At 70.0% G+C, this 20,916-nt stretch carries 15 protein-coding genes; 3 read left to right on the top strand and 12 right to left on the bottom strand.

Annotated features, from left to right (window positions below; all coding sequences use genetic code 11):
• Positions 1–100 precede the first annotated feature (100 nt).
• From rpmA to ACVDFE_RS38965, 4 genes are all read right to left on the bottom strand, one after another.
• Positions 101–358: a 50S ribosomal protein L27 gene (gene rpmA / locus ACVDFE_RS38950; RefSeq protein ID WP_053735607.1), complete on the bottom strand. Its 258-nt coding sequence runs from the start codon at positions 356–358 to the stop codon at positions 101–103.
• A gap of 14 nt (positions 359–372) precedes the next feature.
• Positions 373–684: a 50S ribosomal protein L21 gene (rplU, locus tag ACVDFE_RS38955; RefSeq protein ID WP_030468121.1), complete on the bottom strand. Its 312-nt coding sequence runs from the start codon at positions 682–684 to the stop codon at positions 373–375.
• A 261-nt stretch (positions 685–945) separates the two neighbouring features.
• Entirely contained in the window at positions 946–4,005 is a 3,060-nt protein-coding gene (locus ACVDFE_RS38960) for a translation initiation factor IF-2 N-terminal domain-containing protein (protein ID WP_458433927.1), read from the bottom strand.
• Positions 4,006–4,217: 212 nt separating this feature from the next.
• On the bottom strand, positions 4,218–4,943 hold the full coding sequence (locus ACVDFE_RS38965) for a TIGR03936 family radical SAM-associated protein (RefSeq protein WP_360399586.1): 726 nt from the start codon (positions 4,941–4,943) through the stop codon (positions 4,218–4,220).
• 206 nt (positions 4,944–5,149) lie between these two features.
• Between ACVDFE_RS38965 and ACVDFE_RS38970 the strand changes: the two genes are divergently transcribed.
• Positions 5,150–6,565, top strand: a complete 1,416-nt coding sequence (locus ACVDFE_RS38970; protein WP_458433928.1) for a S8 family peptidase — start codon at positions 5,150–5,152, stop codon at positions 6,563–6,565.
• A gap of 90 nt (positions 6,566–6,655) precedes the next feature.
• On the opposite strand, the gene ACVDFE_RS38975 is transcribed toward ACVDFE_RS38970, so the two are convergent.
• The 4 genes from ACVDFE_RS38975 to ACVDFE_RS38990 are packed head-to-tail and all read right to left on the bottom strand — an operon-like array spanning position 6,656 to position 11,204.
• A complete protein-coding gene (locus ACVDFE_RS38975) occupies positions 6,656–8,620 on the bottom strand; it encodes a TIGR03960 family B12-binding radical SAM protein (protein ID WP_360399376.1) in 1,965 nt (654 codons plus the stop codon).
• Between the two features lie 52 nt (positions 8,621–8,672).
• Positions 8,673–9,515 (bottom strand): ABC transporter permease, encoded by an 843-nt coding sequence (locus tag ACVDFE_RS38980; RefSeq protein WP_360399379.1) that lies wholly within the window; start codon positions 9,513–9,515, stop codon positions 8,673–8,675.
• Position 9,516: 1 nt separating this feature from the next.
• Positions 9,517–10,290: an ABC transporter permease gene (locus tag ACVDFE_RS38985; RefSeq protein ID WP_360399382.1), complete on the bottom strand. Its 774-nt coding sequence runs from the start codon at positions 10,288–10,290 to the stop codon at positions 9,517–9,519.
• Positions 10,290–11,204 (bottom strand): ABC transporter ATP-binding protein, encoded by a 915-nt coding sequence (locus ACVDFE_RS38990; RefSeq protein ID WP_458433929.1) that lies wholly within the window; start codon positions 11,202–11,204, stop codon positions 10,290–10,292. Before ACVDFE_RS38990 ends, ACVDFE_RS38985 begins: the two co-directional genes overlap by 1 nt.
• Before the next feature lie 55 nt (positions 11,205–11,259).
• Here ACVDFE_RS38990 and ACVDFE_RS38995 point away from each other — a divergent pair, with 55 nt between their 5' ends.
• The gene (locus ACVDFE_RS38995; RefSeq protein ID WP_458433930.1) at positions 11,260–11,856 is read left to right on the top strand and encodes an N-acetyltransferase family protein; all 597 of its coding nucleotides are present in this window, start codon (positions 11,260–11,262) and stop codon (positions 11,854–11,856) included.
• A 279-nt stretch (positions 11,857–12,135) separates the two neighbouring features.
• Here ACVDFE_RS38995 and ndk read toward each other — a convergent pair whose 3' ends face one another.
• Entirely contained in the window at positions 12,136–12,546 is a 411-nt protein-coding gene (gene ndk, locus ACVDFE_RS39000) for a nucleoside-diphosphate kinase (protein WP_053735616.1), read from the bottom strand.
• Between the two features lie 108 nt (positions 12,547–12,654).
• Here ndk and ACVDFE_RS39005 point away from each other — a divergent pair, with 108 nt between their 5' ends.
• Positions 12,655–13,272, top strand: a complete 618-nt coding sequence (locus ACVDFE_RS39005; RefSeq protein ID WP_458433931.1) for a hypothetical protein — start codon at positions 12,655–12,657, stop codon at positions 13,270–13,272.
• A 201-nt stretch (positions 13,273–13,473) separates the two neighbouring features.
• Here the strand turns inward: ACVDFE_RS39005 and ACVDFE_RS39010 are convergent, their stop codons facing one another.
• Genes ACVDFE_RS39010 through pulA form a run of 3 tightly spaced genes read right to left on the bottom strand, consistent with a single transcriptional unit; the run spans position 13,474 to position 20,891 of the window.
• The gene (locus ACVDFE_RS39010) at positions 13,474–14,916 is read right to left on the bottom strand and encodes a DHA2 family efflux MFS transporter permease subunit (RefSeq protein ID WP_458433932.1); all 1,443 of its coding nucleotides are present in this window, start codon (positions 14,914–14,916) and stop codon (positions 13,474–13,476) included.
• A 40-nt stretch (positions 14,917–14,956) separates the two neighbouring features.
• Positions 14,957–15,439 (bottom strand): MarR family winged helix-turn-helix transcriptional regulator, encoded by a 483-nt coding sequence (locus tag ACVDFE_RS39015; RefSeq protein WP_458433933.1) that lies wholly within the window; start codon positions 15,437–15,439, stop codon positions 14,957–14,959.
• Positions 15,440–15,488: 49 nt separating this feature from the next.
• Positions 15,489–20,891: a pullulanase-type alpha-1,6-glucosidase gene (gene pulA / locus ACVDFE_RS39020; RefSeq protein WP_458433934.1), complete on the bottom strand. Its 5,403-nt coding sequence runs from the start codon at positions 20,889–20,891 to the stop codon at positions 15,489–15,491.
• Between the last annotated feature and the right edge of the window lie 25 nt (positions 20,892–20,916).

Below are 20,916 nucleotides of genomic sequence, written 5' to 3' on the forward strand. Positions count from 1 at the left end.
AACTACTTCCTCTCAAAGTTCTGGAACAAGCGACGAGGGGCGGTGCCGGATGACCGGTCCCGCCCCTCGCCGAGGTCTAGCTACGTTGCGGAAACGATCCTCAGACCGCGACCGGAACGATGTTGACGGTCTTGCGACCGCGCTTCGTGCCGAACTCCACCGCACCCGGCAGCAGGGCGAACAGCGTGTCGTCCTTGCCGATGCCCACACCGACGCCGGGGTGGAACTTGGTGCCGCGCTGGCGGATCAGGATCTCGCCGGCCTTGACGACCTGACCGCCGAACCGCTTCACACCCAGGTACTGGGGGTTGGAGTCACGGCCGTTGCGGGAACTGGATGCACCCTTTTTGTGTGCCATGAGAAGTCAGGTCCTCACTTACCGGTGATGCCGGTGACCTCGACGCGGGTCAACTTCTGACGGTGACCCTGCCGCTTGTGGTACCCGGTCTTGTTCTTGAACTTGTGGATGCGGATCTTCGGGCCCTTGGTGTGCTCGACGACCTTGCCGGTCACCGAGAACTTCTCCAGGGCCGCCGCGTCAGCGGTGACGTCAGTGCCGTCGACCACGAGCAGCGTCTGGAGGGAGATTTCGGTGCCCGGCTCGCCCTCGAGCTTCTCGACCTCGACGATGTCGCCGACAGCGACCTTGTACTGCTTGCCGCCGGTCTTGACGATCGCGTACATCAGGACGGAAGTCTCCTGCTACTCGATGGTGACGGGCCATGTGCCAAACCGTCTGCGAGAAACCAGCAGAGGAGGCACACGACAGGACCCGTCGGATGGCGGGCCGCAGACAAGGTTACGGGAGTGGGTGCACCCGGAGCAAACTGGGGTCCCCTGAACCTGTTTCCGCAGGCTGTGCGGTCCCTCACAGGTGCGGTCGCGCACCCCTGACAACGCAGAACCGGGGCCGCGTGAGCGACCCCGGTTCGACGGTTGCTGACCTCAGTCCTCCTGGACCGGCGGGCCCGCGGGCCGCGACACGGCACGGCGCCTGCGGGTGGTGGTGACCACCGGAGCGGGCAGCTGGACCTCGGGCTGCTTCGGGACCTCGGCGACCACCACGGGGGGCGCCTCGACGGCCGGCGGGGCACCGGCGGCGCGCTTGGCCGCACGACGCCGCGGACGGGCCGCGGGAGGCTGCACGGCGACCGGCGCGACGGGCTCGGGTGCCGAGACCGGCTGCGGGGCCGCGACGGCCTCCTGCTCGGGCTCGGCCACCGGCTTGGCCAGCTGGGAGCCGATGCGGCCGGTCACGACCGGCTTCACGGGTTCCGGGGCGACCGGCTCGACGAGCTCCGCCGCGGTCTCCTCGACCACCTCGGGCTCGACGGCCGCCTCAGGCTCGACGGCCGGGGCCGACTCGACGACCGGGGCAGGCTCGGCGACCGCTTCGGGCTCGACGACCGGGTCGATCTCGACCGGCTCGGGGTCCTCGGCGACCTCGTGCGGCACGTCGCCGTTGAGCGCCTGCTCCTCGACGACGACCGCGTCGACGACGGCCTGCGGCTCCTTGTCGCGGCCACGACGGCGGCGGCGACGACGGCCGTGGCCCTCGTGCTCCTGGTCGGCCGCGACGGCGTCCTCGGAGGTGTCCTCGGGCTCGGCCGGCTCCACGACCTGCGGCTCGACCGGCGCTTCGGGGGCCTCGACGGCCGCCTCCACCACCTCGGTGGTCTCCGCGGCCTGGTCGCCGCCCTTGTTGCGGCGCGACTTGCGGCCACCGCCCTGCGACTGCTGCTGCTGGCCACCGTTGCCGCTGCCACCGCCGTGCGAGTGCACCGGCTCGGTCGACACGACGACGCCACGGCCGCGGCAGTGCTCACAGGTCTGGCTGAACGCCTCCAGCAGGCCGGTGCCGACCCGCTTGCGGGTCATCTGCACCAGGCCCAGCGAGGTGACCTCGGCGACCTGGTGGCGGGTGCGGTCGCGGCCGAGGCACTCGGTCAGGCGGCGCAGCACCAGGTCGCGGTTCGACTCCAGGACCATGTCGATGAAGTCGATGACGATGATGCCGCCGATGTCGCGCAACCGGAGCTGGCGGACGATCTCCTCCGCCGACTCCAGGTTGTTGCGGGTGACGGTCTCCTCGAGGTTGCCGCCCGACCCGGTGAACTTGCCGGTGTTGACGTCGATGACCGTCATCGCCTCGGTGCGGTCGATGATCAGGTAGCCGCCCGAGGGCAGCCAGACCTTGCGGTCCAGCGCCTTCATCAGCTGCTCGTCGATGCGGTACTCGACGAACGCGTCGTTGTTGCCGACGTGCTTCTTCAGGCGGTCCTGCAGGTCCGGCGCCACGTGGCGGACGTAGCCGTCGATGACGTCCCACGCCTCGTCGCCCTGGACGACGAGCTGCGCGAAGTCCTCGGTGAACAGGTCGCGGACGACCTTCACCAGCAGGTCCGGCTCCTCGTAGAGCAGCGTCGGCGCCTTGGTGGAAGTGCTGGCGGACTTCTCCTTGATGACCTTCCACTGCGCCTGCAGGCGGGTGACGTCGCGCGCCAGCTCCTCCTCGGAGATGCCCTCCGACGCGGTGCGGATGATCACGCCGGCGTCCTCGGGGACGACCCGCTTGAGGATGTCCTTGAGGCGCTTGCGCTCGTTGTCGGGCAGCTTGCGGCTGATGCCCGTGGCACCGCCGCCCGGCACGTACACCAGGAAGCGGCCGGGCAGGCTGATCTGGGTGGTCAGGCGGGCGCCCTTGTGGCCGACCGGGTCCTTCGTGACCTGGACGAGCACCGAGTCGCCGCTGGAGAGCGCCTGCTCGATCTTGCGGGACTTGCCCTCGAGACCGGCGGCGTCCCAGTCGACCTCACCGGCGTAGAGCACGGCGTTGCGGCCGCGGCCGATGTCGATGAACGCGGCCTCCATGCTCGGCAGCACGTTCTGCACACGGCCGAGGTACACGTTGCCGACGATCGAGCCGGAGCCCGACGACGTGACGAAGTGCTCGACCAGCACGCCGTCTTCCAGCACGCCGATCTGGGTGCGGTCACCGTGCTCGCGGACGACCATCGTGCGGGCCACGGCCTCGCGGCGGGCCAGGAACTCGGCCTCGGTCAGCACCGGGGCGCGGCGGCGGCCGGCCTCGCGGCCGTCGCGGCGGCGCTGGCGCTTGGCCTCCAGGCGCGTCGAGCCGCGGATGCTGCGGACCTCGCTGCGCGCGGCCTCGCTCTGGGCGGCGTCGTCGGCCTTCTCGTCGCGCACCTCGCGCACGTGCACGACCGTGTTCGGCGGGTCGTCCTCGGACGACACGTCCTCGTCCGCGCCGGTCTTGCGGCGGCGGCGACGGCGGCGACGGCGGGTCGAGCCCTCGTCACCCTCGTCCTCGGCGGTGTCGTCGGCGTCGGCACCCTCCGCGGGCGCCTCGGCGTCCTCGGACTGGGTGTCGTCGCCGTCCTCACCGCCGTTCTCGGCATCCGCGCCCTTGCCGCGGCCACGGCCACGGCGACCGCGGCGGCGCCGGCGACGGCCCTCGCCCTCGTCGTCACCGTCGACGTCGATGTCGCCGTCGGTGTCCGCGTCGACGTCGGCGGCCTCGGCGGCGTCGAGCTCGTCGGCGGCGAGCTCGCCCACCGACTTCTCGTCCTCGACCGGCTCCTGCTCGACGACGAACGGCGAGGCGGACGCCTTGGGCCGCTCGATCGGCGTCGGCGGCAGGAAGACCGCGCTCGGCGCGGCGAAGACCGGCGCGAGCGCCGGGGCCTCGAACGCGGGGACCGCCGGGGCCTCGTAGTCCTCGGTGATCTCACCGGTGACGACGTCGTCCCAGTCCAGCAGGGTCTCTGCGACCTTCAGCGCGACGTCGCGGCTCACGCTCGACTGCGCACTGCGCGCGACCTCACCGAGGTCGGCCAGCGCCGTCATCACGTCCTTGCTGCTGACGTCCAGCAGTTTGGCCAAGGCGTGCACCCGCAACTTGTCGGGCAGATCGGCCAGCTCAGGGCGTGCGGAAACCACACCCTGCCCGCCGGTCGCACCGGCGGGCTTTTCCGTGTTCGACATGCAGCTCCTCCACCCCCGGGCGCGTCCCGTGAGGACGCGGCCGCGCAGGGGCCTCTCTTGTCTCTCTCCACCGCATGCTCGCGGCGGGAATCCTTGCCTCGCGCGCAGCGGCGTGACGCCTCAGCGGGCGCACGCTTGCGCAGGTCCCACGACGACGCCGCCTCCAGCGCCGCTCCTCCTGTTTGCGTCGCTGACCGGCGTTCCGGCGCTCGTCAGGACTCTCTGTCCTGCTGGAGCGGGTCCGCCAGCCTGCCTTCGTCGTCGAGCCGTCCCTGCGCCATCCGGATTGCTCTCGCAGGAACCGGTGGCACGAGATCGGCGACGACACGAAGCGCATTCAGCACGTCGTCGGGTCGGACGGTAGGCGTTACCTGCCGAACGACCGTCATGAGTATCCCACACGGTGGTGACATTGCGGCGTCATCGTGTCCGGCGTCGCTCGAACGTGGCCCGACCTGTGCCGACACGACCGCAGGCCGGACGTCGACCGTCTTCACGCCGTTCTTCGTGAGCCGCTCGACCTCCACCCGTTCGGCGGAGAGCAGGAGCTCGACCGCTTTCGCGAGCTCAGCGGGGTCGACGCCGTCGAGCTCGATCCGCCATTCGCTCGCGTCGATCCGCTCGGTGAGGTTGCCCCCGCGGGCCTGCACGACCTCGACCACGTCGATGCCGGGTGGCAGCGCCGCGTCGAGGGCGAGCTTCAGCGCCGCCGGGTCGACCTGCTCGACCACGGACACCTCGACGTACTCCGCCTCGCTGGCGACGCCGGTCGGCGCCGCGCCGACCCACGACACCTTCGGGTGAGGGCTGAAGCCCTGCGAGTACGCCATGGGTACGCCGGCCCTGCGCAGTGCTCGTTCGAACGTACGAGCGATGTCGCGGTGCGACGTGAAGCGCAGCCTCCCCCGCTTGGTGTAGCGGAGGCGCAGTTTCTGCACGGCTGCTGCCGACGGGTTGTTGGGCTGGTGGCGGCTCAGTGGTGCTCCCCACGGGTGGGCCTGACGGGTGAGCGGTCCCATCGGCGCAGGCTGTTCGTCCAGTAGGACGGTACCGTGAACTTGATTCAGGACGTTCAGCTTGTCTAGATCGTTGCGCGTGGTTACGGTCCGGCTGACCGGACGCCCCGCCAACCTGGAGGTCCCTGGTGCCTCTGCTCCACCGCGCACGGGCGGCTGCGGTGACCACCGCGCTGCTCGCCGCAGGACTGGTGGCGTCCACGCCCGCCGGCGCCGAGCCGGTGCTCACCAGCTGCACCCAGCCGGGTCCGCTGCTGCGCTACCTCGTGGTGTTCCCGCAGCTCACGACCCCTGCTACGGCGCAGTCGGAAATTGCTGGGGCGTGTGGCACCACCACCGTGTACTACCCGGAGATCGCGGTCGCCGTGGCCACGTCACCGGACCCGTCGTTCCTCCGGCTGATCGGCCCGCAGCGCGCCTACAGCGCCCAGGCCGAGGGTGCCTCCAAGCGCACGGTGAAGCGCAAGAAGGACGACACCGAGCTGCTGCAGCCCGCCGGCGCCCGGTCGAGCGAGCAGTGGGACATGGATCTCATCAACGCCCCGGCGGCGCACTCGATCACGACCGGTTCGCGGTCCGTGGTGGTCGGGGTGCTCGACTCGGGCGTCGCCCGGCACCCCGACCTGGCCGCGGCGCTGGCACCGGAGCTGTCCGCGGGCTGCCTGACCGGCAAGCCCGACCCCTCCCCCGCGGCTTGGGCACCGACCACGTCGGCACACGGCACGCACGTCGCCGGCACGATCGCGGCGGCCAACGACGGCCGCGGCATCACGGGCGTGGCGCCCGGCGTGCGCATCGCGTCCGTGAAGGTCGTCGACGACGACGGGTTCATCTACCCCGAGTACGCGGTGTGCGGCTTCATGTGGGCCGCCGCGCAGGGCATGACCATCACGAACAACAGCTACTTCATCGACCCGTACCTGTTCACGTGCCAGAACGCGCCGGGTCAGCGGGTCGTCTACGAGGCCGTGCGGCGTGCCGTGGACCACGCGACCTCGCGCAACGTGCTGACCGTCGCCGCCGCGGGCAACAACGCCGCCGACCTGTCGCGGCCGGGCCGTGACTCGGTGTCGCCGACGAACGGCGAGGCGCAGACCCGGCCCGTGGACCCGTCGTGCGTGGTGCTGCCGGTGCAGCTGAAGAACGTCGTCGGCGTGTCGGCGGTGGACGCGACCAAGACCAAGTCCTCGTACAGCTCGTACGGCCTGGGGGCGATCGACGTGACGGCGCCCGGTGGCGACTCGCGGTCCCCCGGCGGGTGCGTGCTGTCGACGGTGCCGTCCGGCTACGACTACTCGTGCGGCACGTCGATGGCGGCGCCGCACGCGGCCGGGGTGGCGGCGCTGATCGCCTCGGCCCACCCGGAGGCCGACGCGCTGCAGCTGGGCCGGATGCTGAACGTGCAGGCCACGACGCTGGCGTGCCCTGCGGACTACGACCTGTACGGGACCGGGGTGCAGGACGCGTTCTGCACCGGGTACTCGGAGTACAACTCGTTCTACGGACACGGTCTGGTGGACGCGCTGGCCGCCGTCACGAGGTGACGTCGCAGGCCACGGACGGTCCCGTTTCCGCACTGAACGACGCCCCCGCTACTTCGAGCAGCAGAGGCGTCGTTCAGGACACGGGGTCGTTCACTTCGAGGTGAGCGCCGGGTTCTTCACCGGCGAACCGACGCCGACCGGGGAGATCGGCAGCAGTTTGCGGCCCGTCGGGCCGACCTCGATGTCGGTGCCCATCGCGGGGCACACGCCGCAGTCGAAGCACGGGGTCCAGCGGCAGTCGTCCTGCTCGCGCTCGTCGAGCGCGTCCTGCCAGTCGGCCCAGAGCCACTCCTTGTCGAGGCCCGAGTCGAGGTGGTCCCAGGGCAGGACCTCCAGCTCCTCGCGCTCGCGGGTGGTGAACCAGGCGAGGTCGACGCCGAGCGGCTCCAGCTCGCGCGCGGCCATCGTGGTCCAGCGCTCGTAGGAGAAGTGCTCGCTCCAGCCGTCGAACCGGCCGCCGTCGCGCCACACCGCCTCGATGACCTTGCCGATGCGGCGGTCACCGCGGCTGAGCAGGCCTTCGATGAGGCTGGGCTTGCCGTCGTGGTAGCGCATGCCGATGTTGCGGCCGAGGCTGCGGTCGGCGTTGACGGCCTCGCGGAGCTTGCGCAGCCGGTCGTCCACGACGTCCGGGTCGCACTGCGGGGCCCACTGGAACGGCGTGTGCGGCTTGGGCACGAACCCGCCGATCGAGATGGTGCAGCGGACGTCGTTGCGGCCACTGGCCTGGCGGCCGGCGCGGATGACGTTCTTGGCCATCTCGGCGATCTGCAGGACGTCCTCGTCCTCCTCGGTGGGCAGGCCGCACATGAAGTACAGCTTCACCTGCCGCCAGCCGTTGGAGAACGCCGCGGACACCGTTCTGATGAGGTCCTCTTCGGACACCATCTTGTTGATGACGCGCCGCATCCGCTCGCTGCCGCCCTCGGGCGCGAAGGTGAGGCCCGAGCGCCGTCCGTTGCGGGACAGCTCGTTCGCGAGGTCGATGTTGAACGCGTCGACGCGGGTGCTCGGCAGGCTCAGGCCCGTGTTGGTGCCCTCGTAGCGGTCGGCGAGACCCTTGGTGATCTCGGCGATCTCGCTGTGGTCCGCACTGGACAGCGACAGCAGGCCGACCTCTTCGAAACCGGTCGCCTCCAGGCCCTTCTGGACCATGGCGCCGATGCCCTCGATGGACCGCTCGCGCACCGGGCGGGTGATCATGCCGGCCTGGCAGAAGCGGCAGCCGCGGGTGCAGCCGCGGAAGATCTCGACGCTCATCCGCTCGTGGACGCTCTCGGCGAGCGGCACCAGCGGCTGCTTCGGGTACGGCCACGCGTCGAGGTCCATCGTGGTCCGCTTGAAGACGCGGTACGGCACCCGGTCGCGGTTGGGCACCACGCGCTGGATGCGGCCGTCCGGCAGGTACTCCACGTCGTAGAACCGCGGGATGTAGACGCCGCCGGTCTCGGCCAGGCGGGTCAGCACCTCGTCGCGGCCACCGGGGCGGCCCTCGGCCTTCCAGTTCTTGACGATCTCGGTGATCTCGAGGACGGCTTCCTCACCGTCGCCCAGCACCGCCGCGTCGACGAAGTCCGCGATCGGTTCCGGGTTGAACGCCGCGTGCCCACCGGCGACCACGATCGGGTCGTCCTCGGTGCGGTCGGCGGCGTGCAGCGGGACGCCCGCGAGGTCCAGCGCCGTGAGCATGTTCGTGTAGCCCAGCTCCGTGGCGAAGCTGATGCCCATCAGGTCGAACGCCTTCAGCGGCCGGTGCCCGTCGACCGTGAACTGCGGCACCCCGTGCTCGCGCATCAGCGCTTCGAGGTCCGGCCACACGGCGTACGTGCGCTCGGCGAGCACGTCCGGGAGCTCGTTGAGGATCTCGTAGAGGATCATGACGCCCTGGTTGGGCAGCCCGACCTCGTACGCGTCCGGGTACATCAACGCCCAGCGCACGGACGCCTCGTCCCAGTCCTTGACGGTCGCGTTGAGCTCCCCGCCGACGTACTGCACCGGCTTGGAGATCCGCGGCAGCAGGGGCTCCAACCTGGGGAAAACAGACTCGGCACTCACGCGACCAGAGTAACCGCCCCCACGTTGACGGCCGAATCGCGTGCCGCACCGCTCAGTCCAGCAGCAGTTTGCCGAGCCGCCGCGCCGCCACCACCGTGCCCACCGCGGCCATCACCGCGAAGTACGCGAGGTGGCCGAGCATCCCCCAGCCCACGACGCCCAGCGTGAGGCCGCGCATCAGCTCGATCGCGTGGTAGAGCGGGGTCCACGAGACCACGACCCGCACCCAGCCGGGGTAGACCGACAGCGGGTAGAACGTGGTCGAGAACAGGAACAGCGGCAGCACGGCCAGCTGCACCAGGTCGAAGTCCTGCCACGAGCGCATGAACGTCGTCGCCGCCATGCCCACCGCCGCGAACGCGAACGCGACCAGCAACGCCACCGGCAGCGCGAGCAACGCCCACGGCGACGCGATCAGACCCATGCCGAGCATCACGGCGAGGAACCCGGCCGAGTACAGGCCGCCGCGCAGCAACGCCCAGGCGATCTCGCCGATCGCGATGTCCATCGGCCCCATCGGCGTGGCCAGCATCGCGTCGTAGAGCTTCAGGTACTTGAACTTGAAGAACACGTTGAACGTGGCGTCGTACACGGCCCCGTTCATCGCGCTGGCCGCCAGCAGCGCCGGCGCCACGAACGCCGCATAGCCGACCGGCTGCCCGTCCGGCCCGGTGACGGCCGTGACCATCTGGCCGAACCCGAGCCCGAGCGACCACAGGAACAGCATCGGCTCGAAGGCACCGCCGACCAGCACGAACCACGCGCGCCGGTTGACGACGGCGGCCCGTTCGACGAGCACGCTCGCCTTCCCGCCGTAGAGCCCCGGCGGTACCACCCGCCACAGCAGCCCCACGCTGGCGGGCACGGCCCGTCGCCGGTCGAGGGTCCCGGTCATCTCACACCGCCAGCCTGCGTCGGAAGTACCTGACGCCGAGCGCGAGCCCGGCCGCCGCCAGCACCGCGAGGTACGCGACGTGCCCGAGCGCGGGCAGCACCCCGAGCGTGCCGAACGCCGCTCCCCTGGCCAGCTCGATGCCGTGCCACGCGGGCGTCAGCCACACCACCGGCAGCAGCCACTCCGGCAGTTGGGCGACAGGGAAGAACGCGCCGGTGAACAGGGTCATCGGCATCAGCACGAACCGGAAGACCGTCGTGAAGCTGTCCGGTTTGTCCAGCCGCGCGCTGTAGGCGATGAGCGGCGCGCTGAACGCGAGCCCCGCCAGCGCCCCGAACGGGACCGCCCACAGGATTCCCGGTCCGGCCGCCGCTCCCAGCGCCGCGGCGATGACGACGAACACCGCGGACCGCGCCACGAGCTGGGTGCCGATCCACATGACCTGCCCGTACAGCACCTGAGCGGGCGTGATCGGGGTGGCCACCATGCCGATGTACGTCTTCTGCCACAGGAACGCCGACATGATCGCGTACGTCGACTCGAACGTGGCGCCCTGCAACGCCGTGACGACGACCAGCGCGGGCGCGAGGTACTGCAGGTACGGCACGCCGCCGAGCAGCTCGGTCGACCGCACCTGCGACCCGAACCCGAACCCGAGCGCCAGCAGGAACAGCACGGGCGTGAGGAAGCTCGACACGACCGTGGCCCGCCAGTTGCGCCGGTACCACGTCCAGTGCTTCTCGAACCCGTACCAGGAGGCCCGCAACGTCCGCATCAGTCCACCAACGTCCGGCCGGTGAGCCGGAGGAACACGTCCTCCAGCGAACTGCGCCGCACCAGGCTGGACACCGGCTGCACCCCGTTGTCGTGCACGGCTTGCAGCGCCCGCTCACCGTCCTGGGTGTACAGCAGCAACCGGTCCGGCAGCACCTCGACCCGCTCCGCGAACCGCCCGAGGTCCGGTTTCTCCGCACCGGGCCGGAACCGCAGCTCCAGCACCTCCCGCGTGGAGTAGCGGCTGATCAGCTCCGCGGGCGACCCCTCGGCCGCGATCCGCCCGCCGTCCATGACCACGAGCCGGTCGCACAGCTGCTCGGCCTCGTCCATGTAGTGCGTGGTGATGATGAGCGTGACGCCTTCTTGCTTGAGCCGGAACAGCCTGTCCCACAACAGGTGCCGCGCCTGCGGGTCGAGCCCCGTGGTCGGTTCGTCGAGCAGCAGCAGCTCCGGGTCGTTGACCAACGACCGCGCGATCGTGAGCCTGCGCTTCATCCCACCCGACAACGGCTCCACCTCGTGGTCCGCGCGGTCGGCGAGCTGGGCGAACTCCAGCAGCTCGGTGGCCTTCTCCCGGCACCGCTGCCGCGACATCCCGAAGTACCTGCCGTAGACCTGCAGGTTCTGCCGGACCGTGAGCTCCGTGTCGAGGTTGTCGAGCTGCGGCACCACCCCGAGCCGCGCGCGGATCCTCGGCCCGTCCACGTCCGGGTCCAGGCCGAGCACCTTCAGGTCCCCACCGGTCCGCCCCGACACGCAGGAGATCATCCGCATGGTCGACGACTTGCCCGCCCCGTTCGGCCCCAGGAACCCGAACGCCTCCCCCTTGCGCACCTCGACGTCGATGCCGCGCACGGCCTCGAACGCCCCGAAGTGCTTGGTGAGCGCCTTGGCCTCGACGAGGTTCTCCACCCGCCCGACGTTAGCCAAGGGGTCTGACAATTCTCGACGCATTTACGATCGCCCCATGCCGGAGATCGAACTGCGGTGGCCGCACGAGGCAAACCCCCGGCTGCGCGCCGAGATCCACACCGTCGTGCACGACGTGGTCGCTGCCGGCGGCGCCGTCGGCTACCACTCGCCGCCGGGTCCGGACCGGCTCTCGGCGTGGCTGGACGGCGTTCTGGAACAGGTCCGCGACGGCGACGCCGCGTTCGTGACCGCCGTGGTCGACGGCGTGGTGCGCGCCGTCGGGTTGTGGCGGCGCGGGGGCACCGCCGTGTTCCAGCACCGCTGCGAGGTTCAACAGGTCATGGCCCACCCAGCCGCGCGTGGGCTCGGGCTGGGGCGGCTGGTGGTGCAGGGCTTGGTGGACAGCGCGCGGGCGGCCGGGTTCGAGATCGCCATGCTCGGCGTGCGCGGCAACAACCACGGGGCGATCGAGCTGTACGAGCAGCTCGGGTTCCGCGAATGCGGGCGGATGCCCAACGCGATCGCCGTCGGGGCGGACCGCTGGGACGACGTGTGGATGTACCTGCCGCTCGGTCATCCCGAGGGGACGCGGTTGAACGGCTCGTCGCCGGGTGGGCTGGGATCAAGCCCTCGGCGGGGAGCTGGGTTTTGATCGAGCCGAAGGCGAGGCGTTTCGAGCCTCTTCCTCGGGCTTTGGCGGTGGTGGCTTCCCCGTCGAGCGCTCCGATGGTCCTGCCGGGCCTGAGAGGGGATGTCGAGCGCAAGGACACGCTCCCGCAGGCGTCCCCTCAGAAACAGGACCCCCTGATCAACCCGACTGTACTCAGCGGGTCTGACAACCAGGGGGTCCGACGAACTCAGACGGCTCGGACGCTCAAGCGCCCAAGCTCAACGCGCTCAGCTCACCGCTTCACGCAGAATCCTCACAACCTCAGAGGTTCGGGAACCAGATCTTGATCTCGCGCTCCGCCGACTCCGCCGAGTCCGAGCCGTGCACGAGGTTGTACTGCACCTCGGTGCCGAAGTCGCCGCGGATCGTGCCGGGCGTGGCCTTCTCGACGGGGTCGGTGCCGCCGGCGAGCTGGCGGAACGCCGGGATGGCGCGGACGCCCTCGACGACGAGCGCGACCAGCGGGCCGCCGGTGATGAAGTCGACGAGGTCGTTGTAGAACGGCTTGCCGTCGTGCTCCGCGTAGTGCTGCTCGGCGGTAGCACGGTCAGCCGTGCGGAGCTCCAGCGCGGCGAGCTTGAGGCCCTTGCGCTCGATGCGGGCGATCACCTCGCCGACCAGACCACGCTCGACGCCATCGGGCTTGACCAGAACCAGGGTGCGCTCGGACACGACGGTGTGACTCCTCGAAAACAGGTACGGGATGTCCGCACAGGGTAGCCGCGCCCGCGCGGTGCACGTCGGGAGGGCTGTGACCGGCGATACGCCATAGTTCTGCGGGTGGATGCAAAGCACACCGGGTCCGCGGTGACCGGCGCCGCCGTTCTGTTCGTCCTGCTCAGGCTGCTGGCCGTGTCGCACTATGATTGGCACACGGCGTTCGCGCTGCTGCACACGCTGGAACTGGATGACGCGCCCGGGTTGTTCCTCGGCACGTTCATGGCGGACGACCGGATCAGCACGGTGTTGCTGATGGTGGTCACGCCGGCGACCTTCTTCTTCTACCTCCGCACGCGCAAGGACCCCGAGCGGGCGAACACGACGGCGTTGCTCACGTTGATCGTGCTCGTGGCGCTGATGGTGTCGCACACGCTCACGTACCACCGGTGGTGGATGCCGCTCGGCGCGGTCGCGCTGGGGGTGGTGTTCGTGCTGGTCATCAGGAACGCGCGGTGGTTGCTGCACTGGTTCGCGTGGCTCCTGGCCGGGACGGCGCTCGCGGTGGCGGCGGTCGTCAGCACGCCGTGGGTGCCGAAGGAGCGGATCAACGACTCCGAGGACGTCTACGTGTTCGAGACGAGCCCCGGCTACCTCAAGGTGCTCAAGGCGCAGGACCGCGAGTTCGCGATCCTGCGCTCCGAGGACGTCACCAAGCGGGTGGAGCTGGCGGACCACTGACGCCGGGCCGCGTCAGCTCTGGTGGACCAGCCGCTCGGGGACCGCACCGGTGCTGAGCCACGCTCGCGCCAGCTTGCCGTCCTCGGCCTGCTTGTCCAGGTACACGAGCATCGGCAATGCGATCACCTCGCAAACGATCCGCGGTTCTGAAACGAAACGGGCGGTGAGTGGCACGCGCCGCCACCCACCGCCCGCTCCCCCTCAGTGCACGAGCACCGGCTGGGCGTCGCGGGACACCGCGACCTGCCGGAGCACGAACACCGCCAGTGCCAGCGCGACCGCCACCAGGCCGGCGCTGATCCAGAACGCCAGGTGGAAGCCCGACGTCAGCGCCTCCAGCCGGCCGACGCCGGACGCCAGCAGCGACGAGGTGTACGTGGTCGAGGTGGTGGCGAGGACGGCGAGGCCCAGTGCGCCGCCGACCTGGGCGGTGGTGTTCACCAGGCCGGAGGCGAGGCCCGCCTCGTCGTGGGCGGCGCCGGACATGGCCAGCGTCATCAGCGACGGGAACGACAGGCCCATGCCGATGCCGACCGGTGCGACCGCGGGCAGGATGTCGGCCACGTACGAGCCGTCGACCGGCACCTGCGTGAAGACGACCATGCCCACCAGCATCAGGACCAGGCCGAGGATCAGCATGTTGCGCTCGCCGAACCGGGTGTTCAGGCGGGCCGAGAGCGACACCGAGAACACCGCGATGGCAACGGCGACGGGCATGAAGGCCAGGCCGATCTGCAACGGCGTGTACGCCAGCACGAGCTGCATGTAGAGGGTGCCGAGGAAGAACAGGCCGAACATGCCCGCGACCATCGAGATCTGCACGAGGTTCGCACCCGTCACGTTCCGGGAGCGGAACACGCGCAGCGGCAGCAACGGCTTGGTGGCGTGTCGTTGGCGCAGGACGAACGCCACCAGCAACGCCACCGCCACGGCGCCGAGGGCCAGGGTGTGCACCGAGCCGAAGCCGTAGTGCTCGGCCTTGACGATCGTGTAGACGCCCAGCATCACCGCGGCGACGATCAGCAGCGCGCCCAGCACGTCCGCGCCCTCGCGCAGGCCCAGGCCGGGTGAGTCGGGCACCAGGCGCATGGCGGCAAGGGCGGCCACGATGCCGATCGGGATGTTCACGAAGAAGATCCAGTGCCACGACATGGTGTCCGTGAGCACGCCGCCGAGCAGCAGGCCGATGGACGCGCCCGCTGCTGCGACGAAGCTGAACACGCCGATGGCGCGCCTCTGCTCGTCGGGCTTCGGGAACATCGTCACGACCATGCCCAGCGTCACGGACGTGGCCAGCGCGCCGCCGGCGCCCTGCACGAACCGCGCCACGACGAGCATCTCGGAGCTGATCGACAGGCCGCACAGCAGCGAGGCGGCGGTGAACACGCCGAGGCCGATCAGGAACACCCTCTTGTGCCCGACCAGGTCGCCGAGGCGGCCGGCGAGCAGCAGCAGACCGCCGTAGGCGATCAGGTACGCGTTCACGACCCAGGCGAGGCCCGCCTGGCCGAACTTCAGGTCCTCGTCGATCGCGGGCAGCGCGACGTTCACGATCGTCTGGTCCAGCACGATCATCAACATCCCCGCGCACAGCACGATCAGCGCCGGCCAGCGCGAGTCCGTCTTCGGTCCCCCTGTTGTCATAAGAGGGACCGTAGCAGATAGTTTTCTACGGGACTATCTGTTACCCGATCGCCTGGCGCAGCGCCCTCTTGCGCGGGGGCTTCTCGCAGGGGACGACGGCACCGAGACGGCCCTCGACCAGCCTGGTCAGGCCGTTGACGAGGCCGGACCGCTCGTCTTCCGGCAACGACAGCAGGACGCTGTTCACGACGTCCGCGTACACGTCGTCGGCCTGCTCCGAGATGGACCGGCCCCGTTCGGTGACGACGACGACGCGGGCACGGCGGTCCGTCGGGGACGGCCTGCGCTCGGCGAACCCCGCGGCCTCCAGGGCGTCCATCGTCACGACCATGGTCGTCTTGTCGATGCTGACGATGTCGGCGATCTCGGTCTGCGTGCGGTCCGCGTCGAGAGCGGTCGCCAGGACGCAGCGGGCTCGCGGAGTCAACCCGATCTCCGCGAGCCTCGCCGTCAGTTCGGTCTCCAGTGCGTGACCTGTGCGGTGCAACAGCATCATCAGGTCGGTACACCCCTTCGTGCCCATGAGCACTAAGGTACCAAACTATTTTGTTATAAACTGTTTTCCAGCGGTACTACCGCTCCAGCACCACGACCGACCGCGCGGCTCCCGCCTTCTTCTCGCTGGTCACCGGCTTCCAGTCACCCGGCGGCAGCGCGATGGCCTGGTCTTCCGGGTACGGGTTGATGACCACGAGCACGCCGCGCCGGGCCGGGTCCACGTCGGGTCCGACGGTGTCGTCGACGTGCATGACGACCACACCGGACCGCGCCGCCGGGAACGACACCTTCTGCTGCACCAGGTCGGCCGACCCGAGCGAGAACAGCGGTGAGGACTGCCGGATCCGCAGCAGCTCCAGCGTCGCGTCCAGCGCGGCCTTCATGTCCGCGGACGCCGGCTTCGGCAGCGACAGCAACGGCTTCGCGTACGGCCACTTCGCCTCGTTGTCGGCCTTGGGCGGCAACCCGCGGCCGAAACCGTTGTCGCGCAACGACGGATCGTACCGGTTGAACCAGTCACCGGAGTCGTAGCTGTTGCGGTCCAACGACTTCGAGCGCAGGAACTCGGTGCCCGCGTGGACGAACGGCCGCCCCTGCCCCAGCAACACCGGTGCCAGCGCCACCGTCTGCATCTTCACCCGGTCCGCCATCGACGTCTCGGGCTTCAGCTTGTACGTCAACGCGTCGAACAACGCCTCGTTGTCGTGCGCGTCCACGTACGTGATGGCCTCCAACGGCTGCCCGGTGTACCCGGCGGCGGTGCCGTTGTACTGCACGTCCCGGCCGGCGACGACCGGCCCGGCGGTGGATTGGAAGCGGTACGACGCCATGTTCCCGGCCATGCCGAGCTTCACCAGGTCGCTGTAGTTCTCCAGCCGTGCCGCGACGTTCCCGTTGGCGGGCGAGGAGTTCACGTCACCGGCCAGACCGGAGCCGAGGCCCTGCACGCGCGGGTCGTCGTCGAACGGCCCGCCGCCGCGCACCGCGTCGCGCAGCCGGTCGCTGAACGTGCCGATGCCCGTCCCTGCCATGTTCGCCTGCGTGGCCTGCTCGAACCGGGCGTTGCCCGCGACCTCGCCGAAGTCCCAGCCCTCGCCGTAGACGCCGATCTTGCGCCCGTCCACGCCGTCGCGCTCCACCGTCAACGCGTCCAGAGCGGCGCGCACGGCGAGGATGTTCGCCTTCGGGTGGTGGCCCATCAGGTCGAACCGGAACCCGTCCACCTTGTACATGCGGGCCCACCGCACCACCGAGTCGACGACGAGCTTGCCCATCATGGCGTTCTCGGTCGCCGTGTTCGCACAGCACGTGGAGTTCGCGACCGACCCGTCGAGGTTGAGCCGCTGGTAGTAGCCGGGCACGACCTTGTCGAGCACCGAGGTCGGTGCGTCGCCGAACGCCGCCGTGTGGTTGTAGACGACGTCCACGACCACGCGGTTGCCGTTGTCGTGCAACGACTTCACCATCTCGCGGTACTGCTTCGAGCGGGCCCAGCCGTTCTGCGCGTCCGCCGTGGCGTAAGAGCCCTCGGGAACGTCGTAGTGGAACGGGTCGTAGCCCCAGTTGAAGCCGTCACGGGCGGCCACCGCGCCCACGCAGGCCTGCTGCTGGTCCGAGTCCGCGGGCAGCGACGGCAGGTCGCACGCGGGCGTGGCCTGCTCGGAGCGCTTCTCGGGGATCGTCGCGATGTCGAACGTCGGCAGCAGGTGCACGGTGTCCATGCCCGCCGCGGCCAGCTTCCTGAGGTGCTTCATGCCGACCGAGTCACGGTGCGTGAACGCCTTGTACGTGCCGCGGTCGGCGGCCGGAACGGACTCGTCGCCGATCGAGAAGTCCCGCACGTGCAGCTCGGTGATCGCACCGCCCATCCCGCGAGCGACGTCGCGCGACCACCCGGCGGGCATGGTCCGGCTGTCCTCGAGGTCCGCGAACTGCGAGTGCGTCGAGTTCACCGACAGCGCCACGGAGTACGGGTCGGTGACCACGACCGTGCGCTGCCAGTTGGCGACCTCGAACTGGTAGTACCTGTTCTCCCAGTCGCCGGAACCGGTCCACGACCCCGAGGCGTCGTCGCGCTTGAGCTGCACGACCTTCCGCGGCTCACCGGAGGGCTGGTCGAACAGGCGCAGCTTCACGTTCTTCGCCGTCGGCGCCCACAGCCGGACCGATGCGCGGCCGTGGTCGAAGGTCGGCCCGAACGCCAGCTTCGTCGCGGCGGCGGCATAGCGGTCGTCCAGCACGCCCGCGATCTGCACGCCCGTCCGGTGCCGGATCGCACCGCCCGCGTCGACGTGGACGGCGGAGAGCTTGTCCCGCAACGCTTCGTCGACGAACCCGCGCACCGCGAACACCGGCTTGCCCTTGAGGTGCGGGAGCCGCGCCGGCACCGCCTCGGTCGTGGGCGAGAGCCTCAGCACGCGTGAGCCGTGCTCCAGCCGGTAGCCGTCGGACTGCACGACCGGCACGTCCCACACGACCCTGTCGCGCGAGATCCAGATCGCCTTCTCCTTGGTCAGGTCGTCATCGGCGGCCGGACCGGCGTTCGGCGGCAGCAGGTAGGTCTCGTTCCCCTGCAACTGCCACACCTCGTTCCCCTTCTGCCCCAGGTCGAGGAACTGGTCGGGCCCGGGGTCCTTGGCGTCGCCGCGGTGGACGAGGTAGCTCAGCCCCGCGGCGCCCGCGGCGAGCGGCACCGACCAGTACACGCCGAACCGGTCCCGCCCGTCCGGCACCCGCGACTGGTTCCAGCCAGGTGACGGCTCCGCGGAGCCCGTCCAGTGGTACATCGTCCAGTCGGTGTAGTCGCCGTCCGGCCGGTTGTAGTGGATCACCGCCCGGTTCTCGGCCGCGGCCGGGGAAGCGTGCACCTCGCCGTTCGCCACCCACGCGTGACCGCTCGTGAACTTGCCGGACGCCTCCACGGTCGTCCCGCGCACCACCGAGAAGTCGGTGGTCGGCGGCAGTTCCGCGATCCCGTTCGAGAACGGCACGTCGGCACGTCCGGCCACGCGCACCACGGCACCCGTGGAGTCACCGACGTGGTGCACGACCGCCTTGCCGGTGGCCGCCTGCTCGGACGGGTGCACGGCCGGGTCGTCCTGCTTCAGCCACACCTCGGGCGTCACGCTCGGGTCGACGACCCGGTCGGCGTTCGTGTCCTTCTCGTCGCCCTTGTGCGCGATGATCCCGACGGACTTCGCGCCCGGCTTCAGCTTCACCCACGCGAACCGCCCGTAGGTGTCCTCGCCGGCGAACGGCAGCGGCGTGCTCCACTCGGTCGGCGTCTCGACGTCGCCCCAGACGTGCAGGCCCCAGCCGTCGTAGTCGCCGCGCGCGTAGTGCACGACCAGCCAGTCCGGGTTCTTCGTGCCGGGGTCCGGCAGCGGCGGTGCGGCCACGAGCGACACGAACGCGCCGTCCGCGCCGATCTCGCCGGACTTCGCGACCACCCGCAGCTCGACGCGCTTGCCCACGGCCGCACCCGGCAGCGCCGACAGGTCCGCGAACACCCGGTACGGCGCCGCGTCGTCGGTGCCCAGCACGGTCCAGTCGAACTTGCCCTCGACGCGAGCGGCGAAGGTGGCGGCCGCGTTGGCCGTGCCGATGCCGTCGGCACGCAGCTCGACCCGTTCGTCCAGCACGGTTCCGGCGGCCGGGGCGACCAGCACGGGCGCCGGCTTCGACTTGGCGACGTCGCTGGTGCCCTTGAGCACCAACGCCGACAGCGCGGGCACGGTCACCGTGACACGGCCGTTCTGGACCTGGGCGTTCTCGAACCCGGCCGAGGACACCGGCACGGTGACGGTCGCGGGCGCGGTACCGGCGTTCGCGACGACGAGGTGCTCACGACCGAGGATGCGGCTGAACGCGAACACGTCCCCGTCGGCGTACCGCAGCACCTGGTTGCCGTCCCGCCACACGGGGTCCTCGTCGACCTGCGCCGCGAGGGCCTTGAGCTGCTGGTACAGCGGGTGCGCGGTGTTGAAGTTGTCGACGGCGCCGGTGCGGTCGGAGCCGATCAGCTTCTCCGCCACGTACTCGGGCGTCTTCGAGGCGAACATGTCCTGGCGCGCCAGCTTGTCGCCACCCGTGCCCGCGAAGCCCTGCTCGTCGCCGTAGTAGACGACCGGGTTGCCGCGCCACAGGTACATCAGCCGGTTGCCGAGCTTGAGGCGCTCCAGCAGCTCGGCGTCGGTGATGCCGGGCCGGTCGTTGCGGATCATCCACGCGACCCGGCCCATGTCGTGGTTGCCCAGGAACGTCGGCAGCGACGAGGCGTTGGAGTCGGCGTCGGTGTAGCGGTCGTCGTCGAGCAGCACCTCGCCGAGGCGCTGGGAGCCCTTGCCGGCCAGAAAGCTCACGGCGCTGCTCTGGAACGGGAAGTCCAGCGTGGCCTGCATCCGGCCCTCGGTCGTGTACTTCGAGGTGTTCTCCGGTGAGGAGTCGAAGACCTCGCCGAACACGAAGAAGTCCTTCTTGCCCTTGCGGTTCGCGTACTGCTTCACGTGCGGCGCGAGCGCCTGCCAGAACTCCAGGTTGACGTGCTTGACCGTGTCGACCCGGTAGCCGTCGATGTCGAGCGTGTCGATCCAGCTGGTGAAGATGTCCTTCATGCCGTTGACCACGCGCGGGTGCTCGGTCATCAGGTCGTCGAGCCCGGAGAAGTCGCCCTGCTCGCTCGACTCACCGGAGAACGTCGAGTCGCCGCGGTTGTGGTAGAGCGTGGAGTCGTTGAGCCACAACGGGAACTTCGTCGGGCCGTCCTTGACCGGCGTGTACGGGAACGACTTGGCCGCGTCCAGCTTCGGGAAGTCCTTCCGCCCCGCGTGGTCGGCGAGGTCGAACGGCTTGCCCGAAGCGTCCAGGTACGGCTGCGCACCCGTGGACACGTACGCGTTCTTGCCCTCGGCGTACTTGATCACGTCGGCGGTGTGGTTCGCGACGATGTCGAAGAACACCTTGATGCCACGCCGGTGCGCGTCGCGGATCAGCTCGCGCATCTCCTGCGTGGTGCCGAAGTGCGGGTCGAGCTTGGTGAAGTCGATGGTCCAGTAGCCGTGGTAGGCGGCGCTGTCGCCCTGCACCCAGCGGTTGAGGAACATCGGCGTCATCCAGATCGCCGTGATGCCCATGCCGTCGAGGTAGTCGAGCTTCTGGTGCAGGCCCTTGAGGTCACCACCGTGGTAGAAGCCCTTGTCGGCCGGGTTGAACCCGTTCTCGGCGCTGCTGCTGCGACCGCGGTCGTTGCGGGGGTCGCCGTTCGCGAACCGGTCCGGCATCACGAAGTAGAAGCGCTCACCCCGCAGGTCGTCCCGCTTGGGCGGCAAGGCGAGTTTCGAGTCACCGGCGCGCACACCGGGCGCGATATCCACCACCTCCCCCACGGCCAGGCGTTGCTCCGGTGGAGCGGCAACGGCCTGGACGGGTGTGAGAGGCAGTAGGACCAGTGCAGCGAGCGCGGCGACGACCCGACGCATCGCGACCTCCTTGTCGCAACTTCTT

The organism is Lentzea chajnantorensis (genome assembly GCF_054300775.1).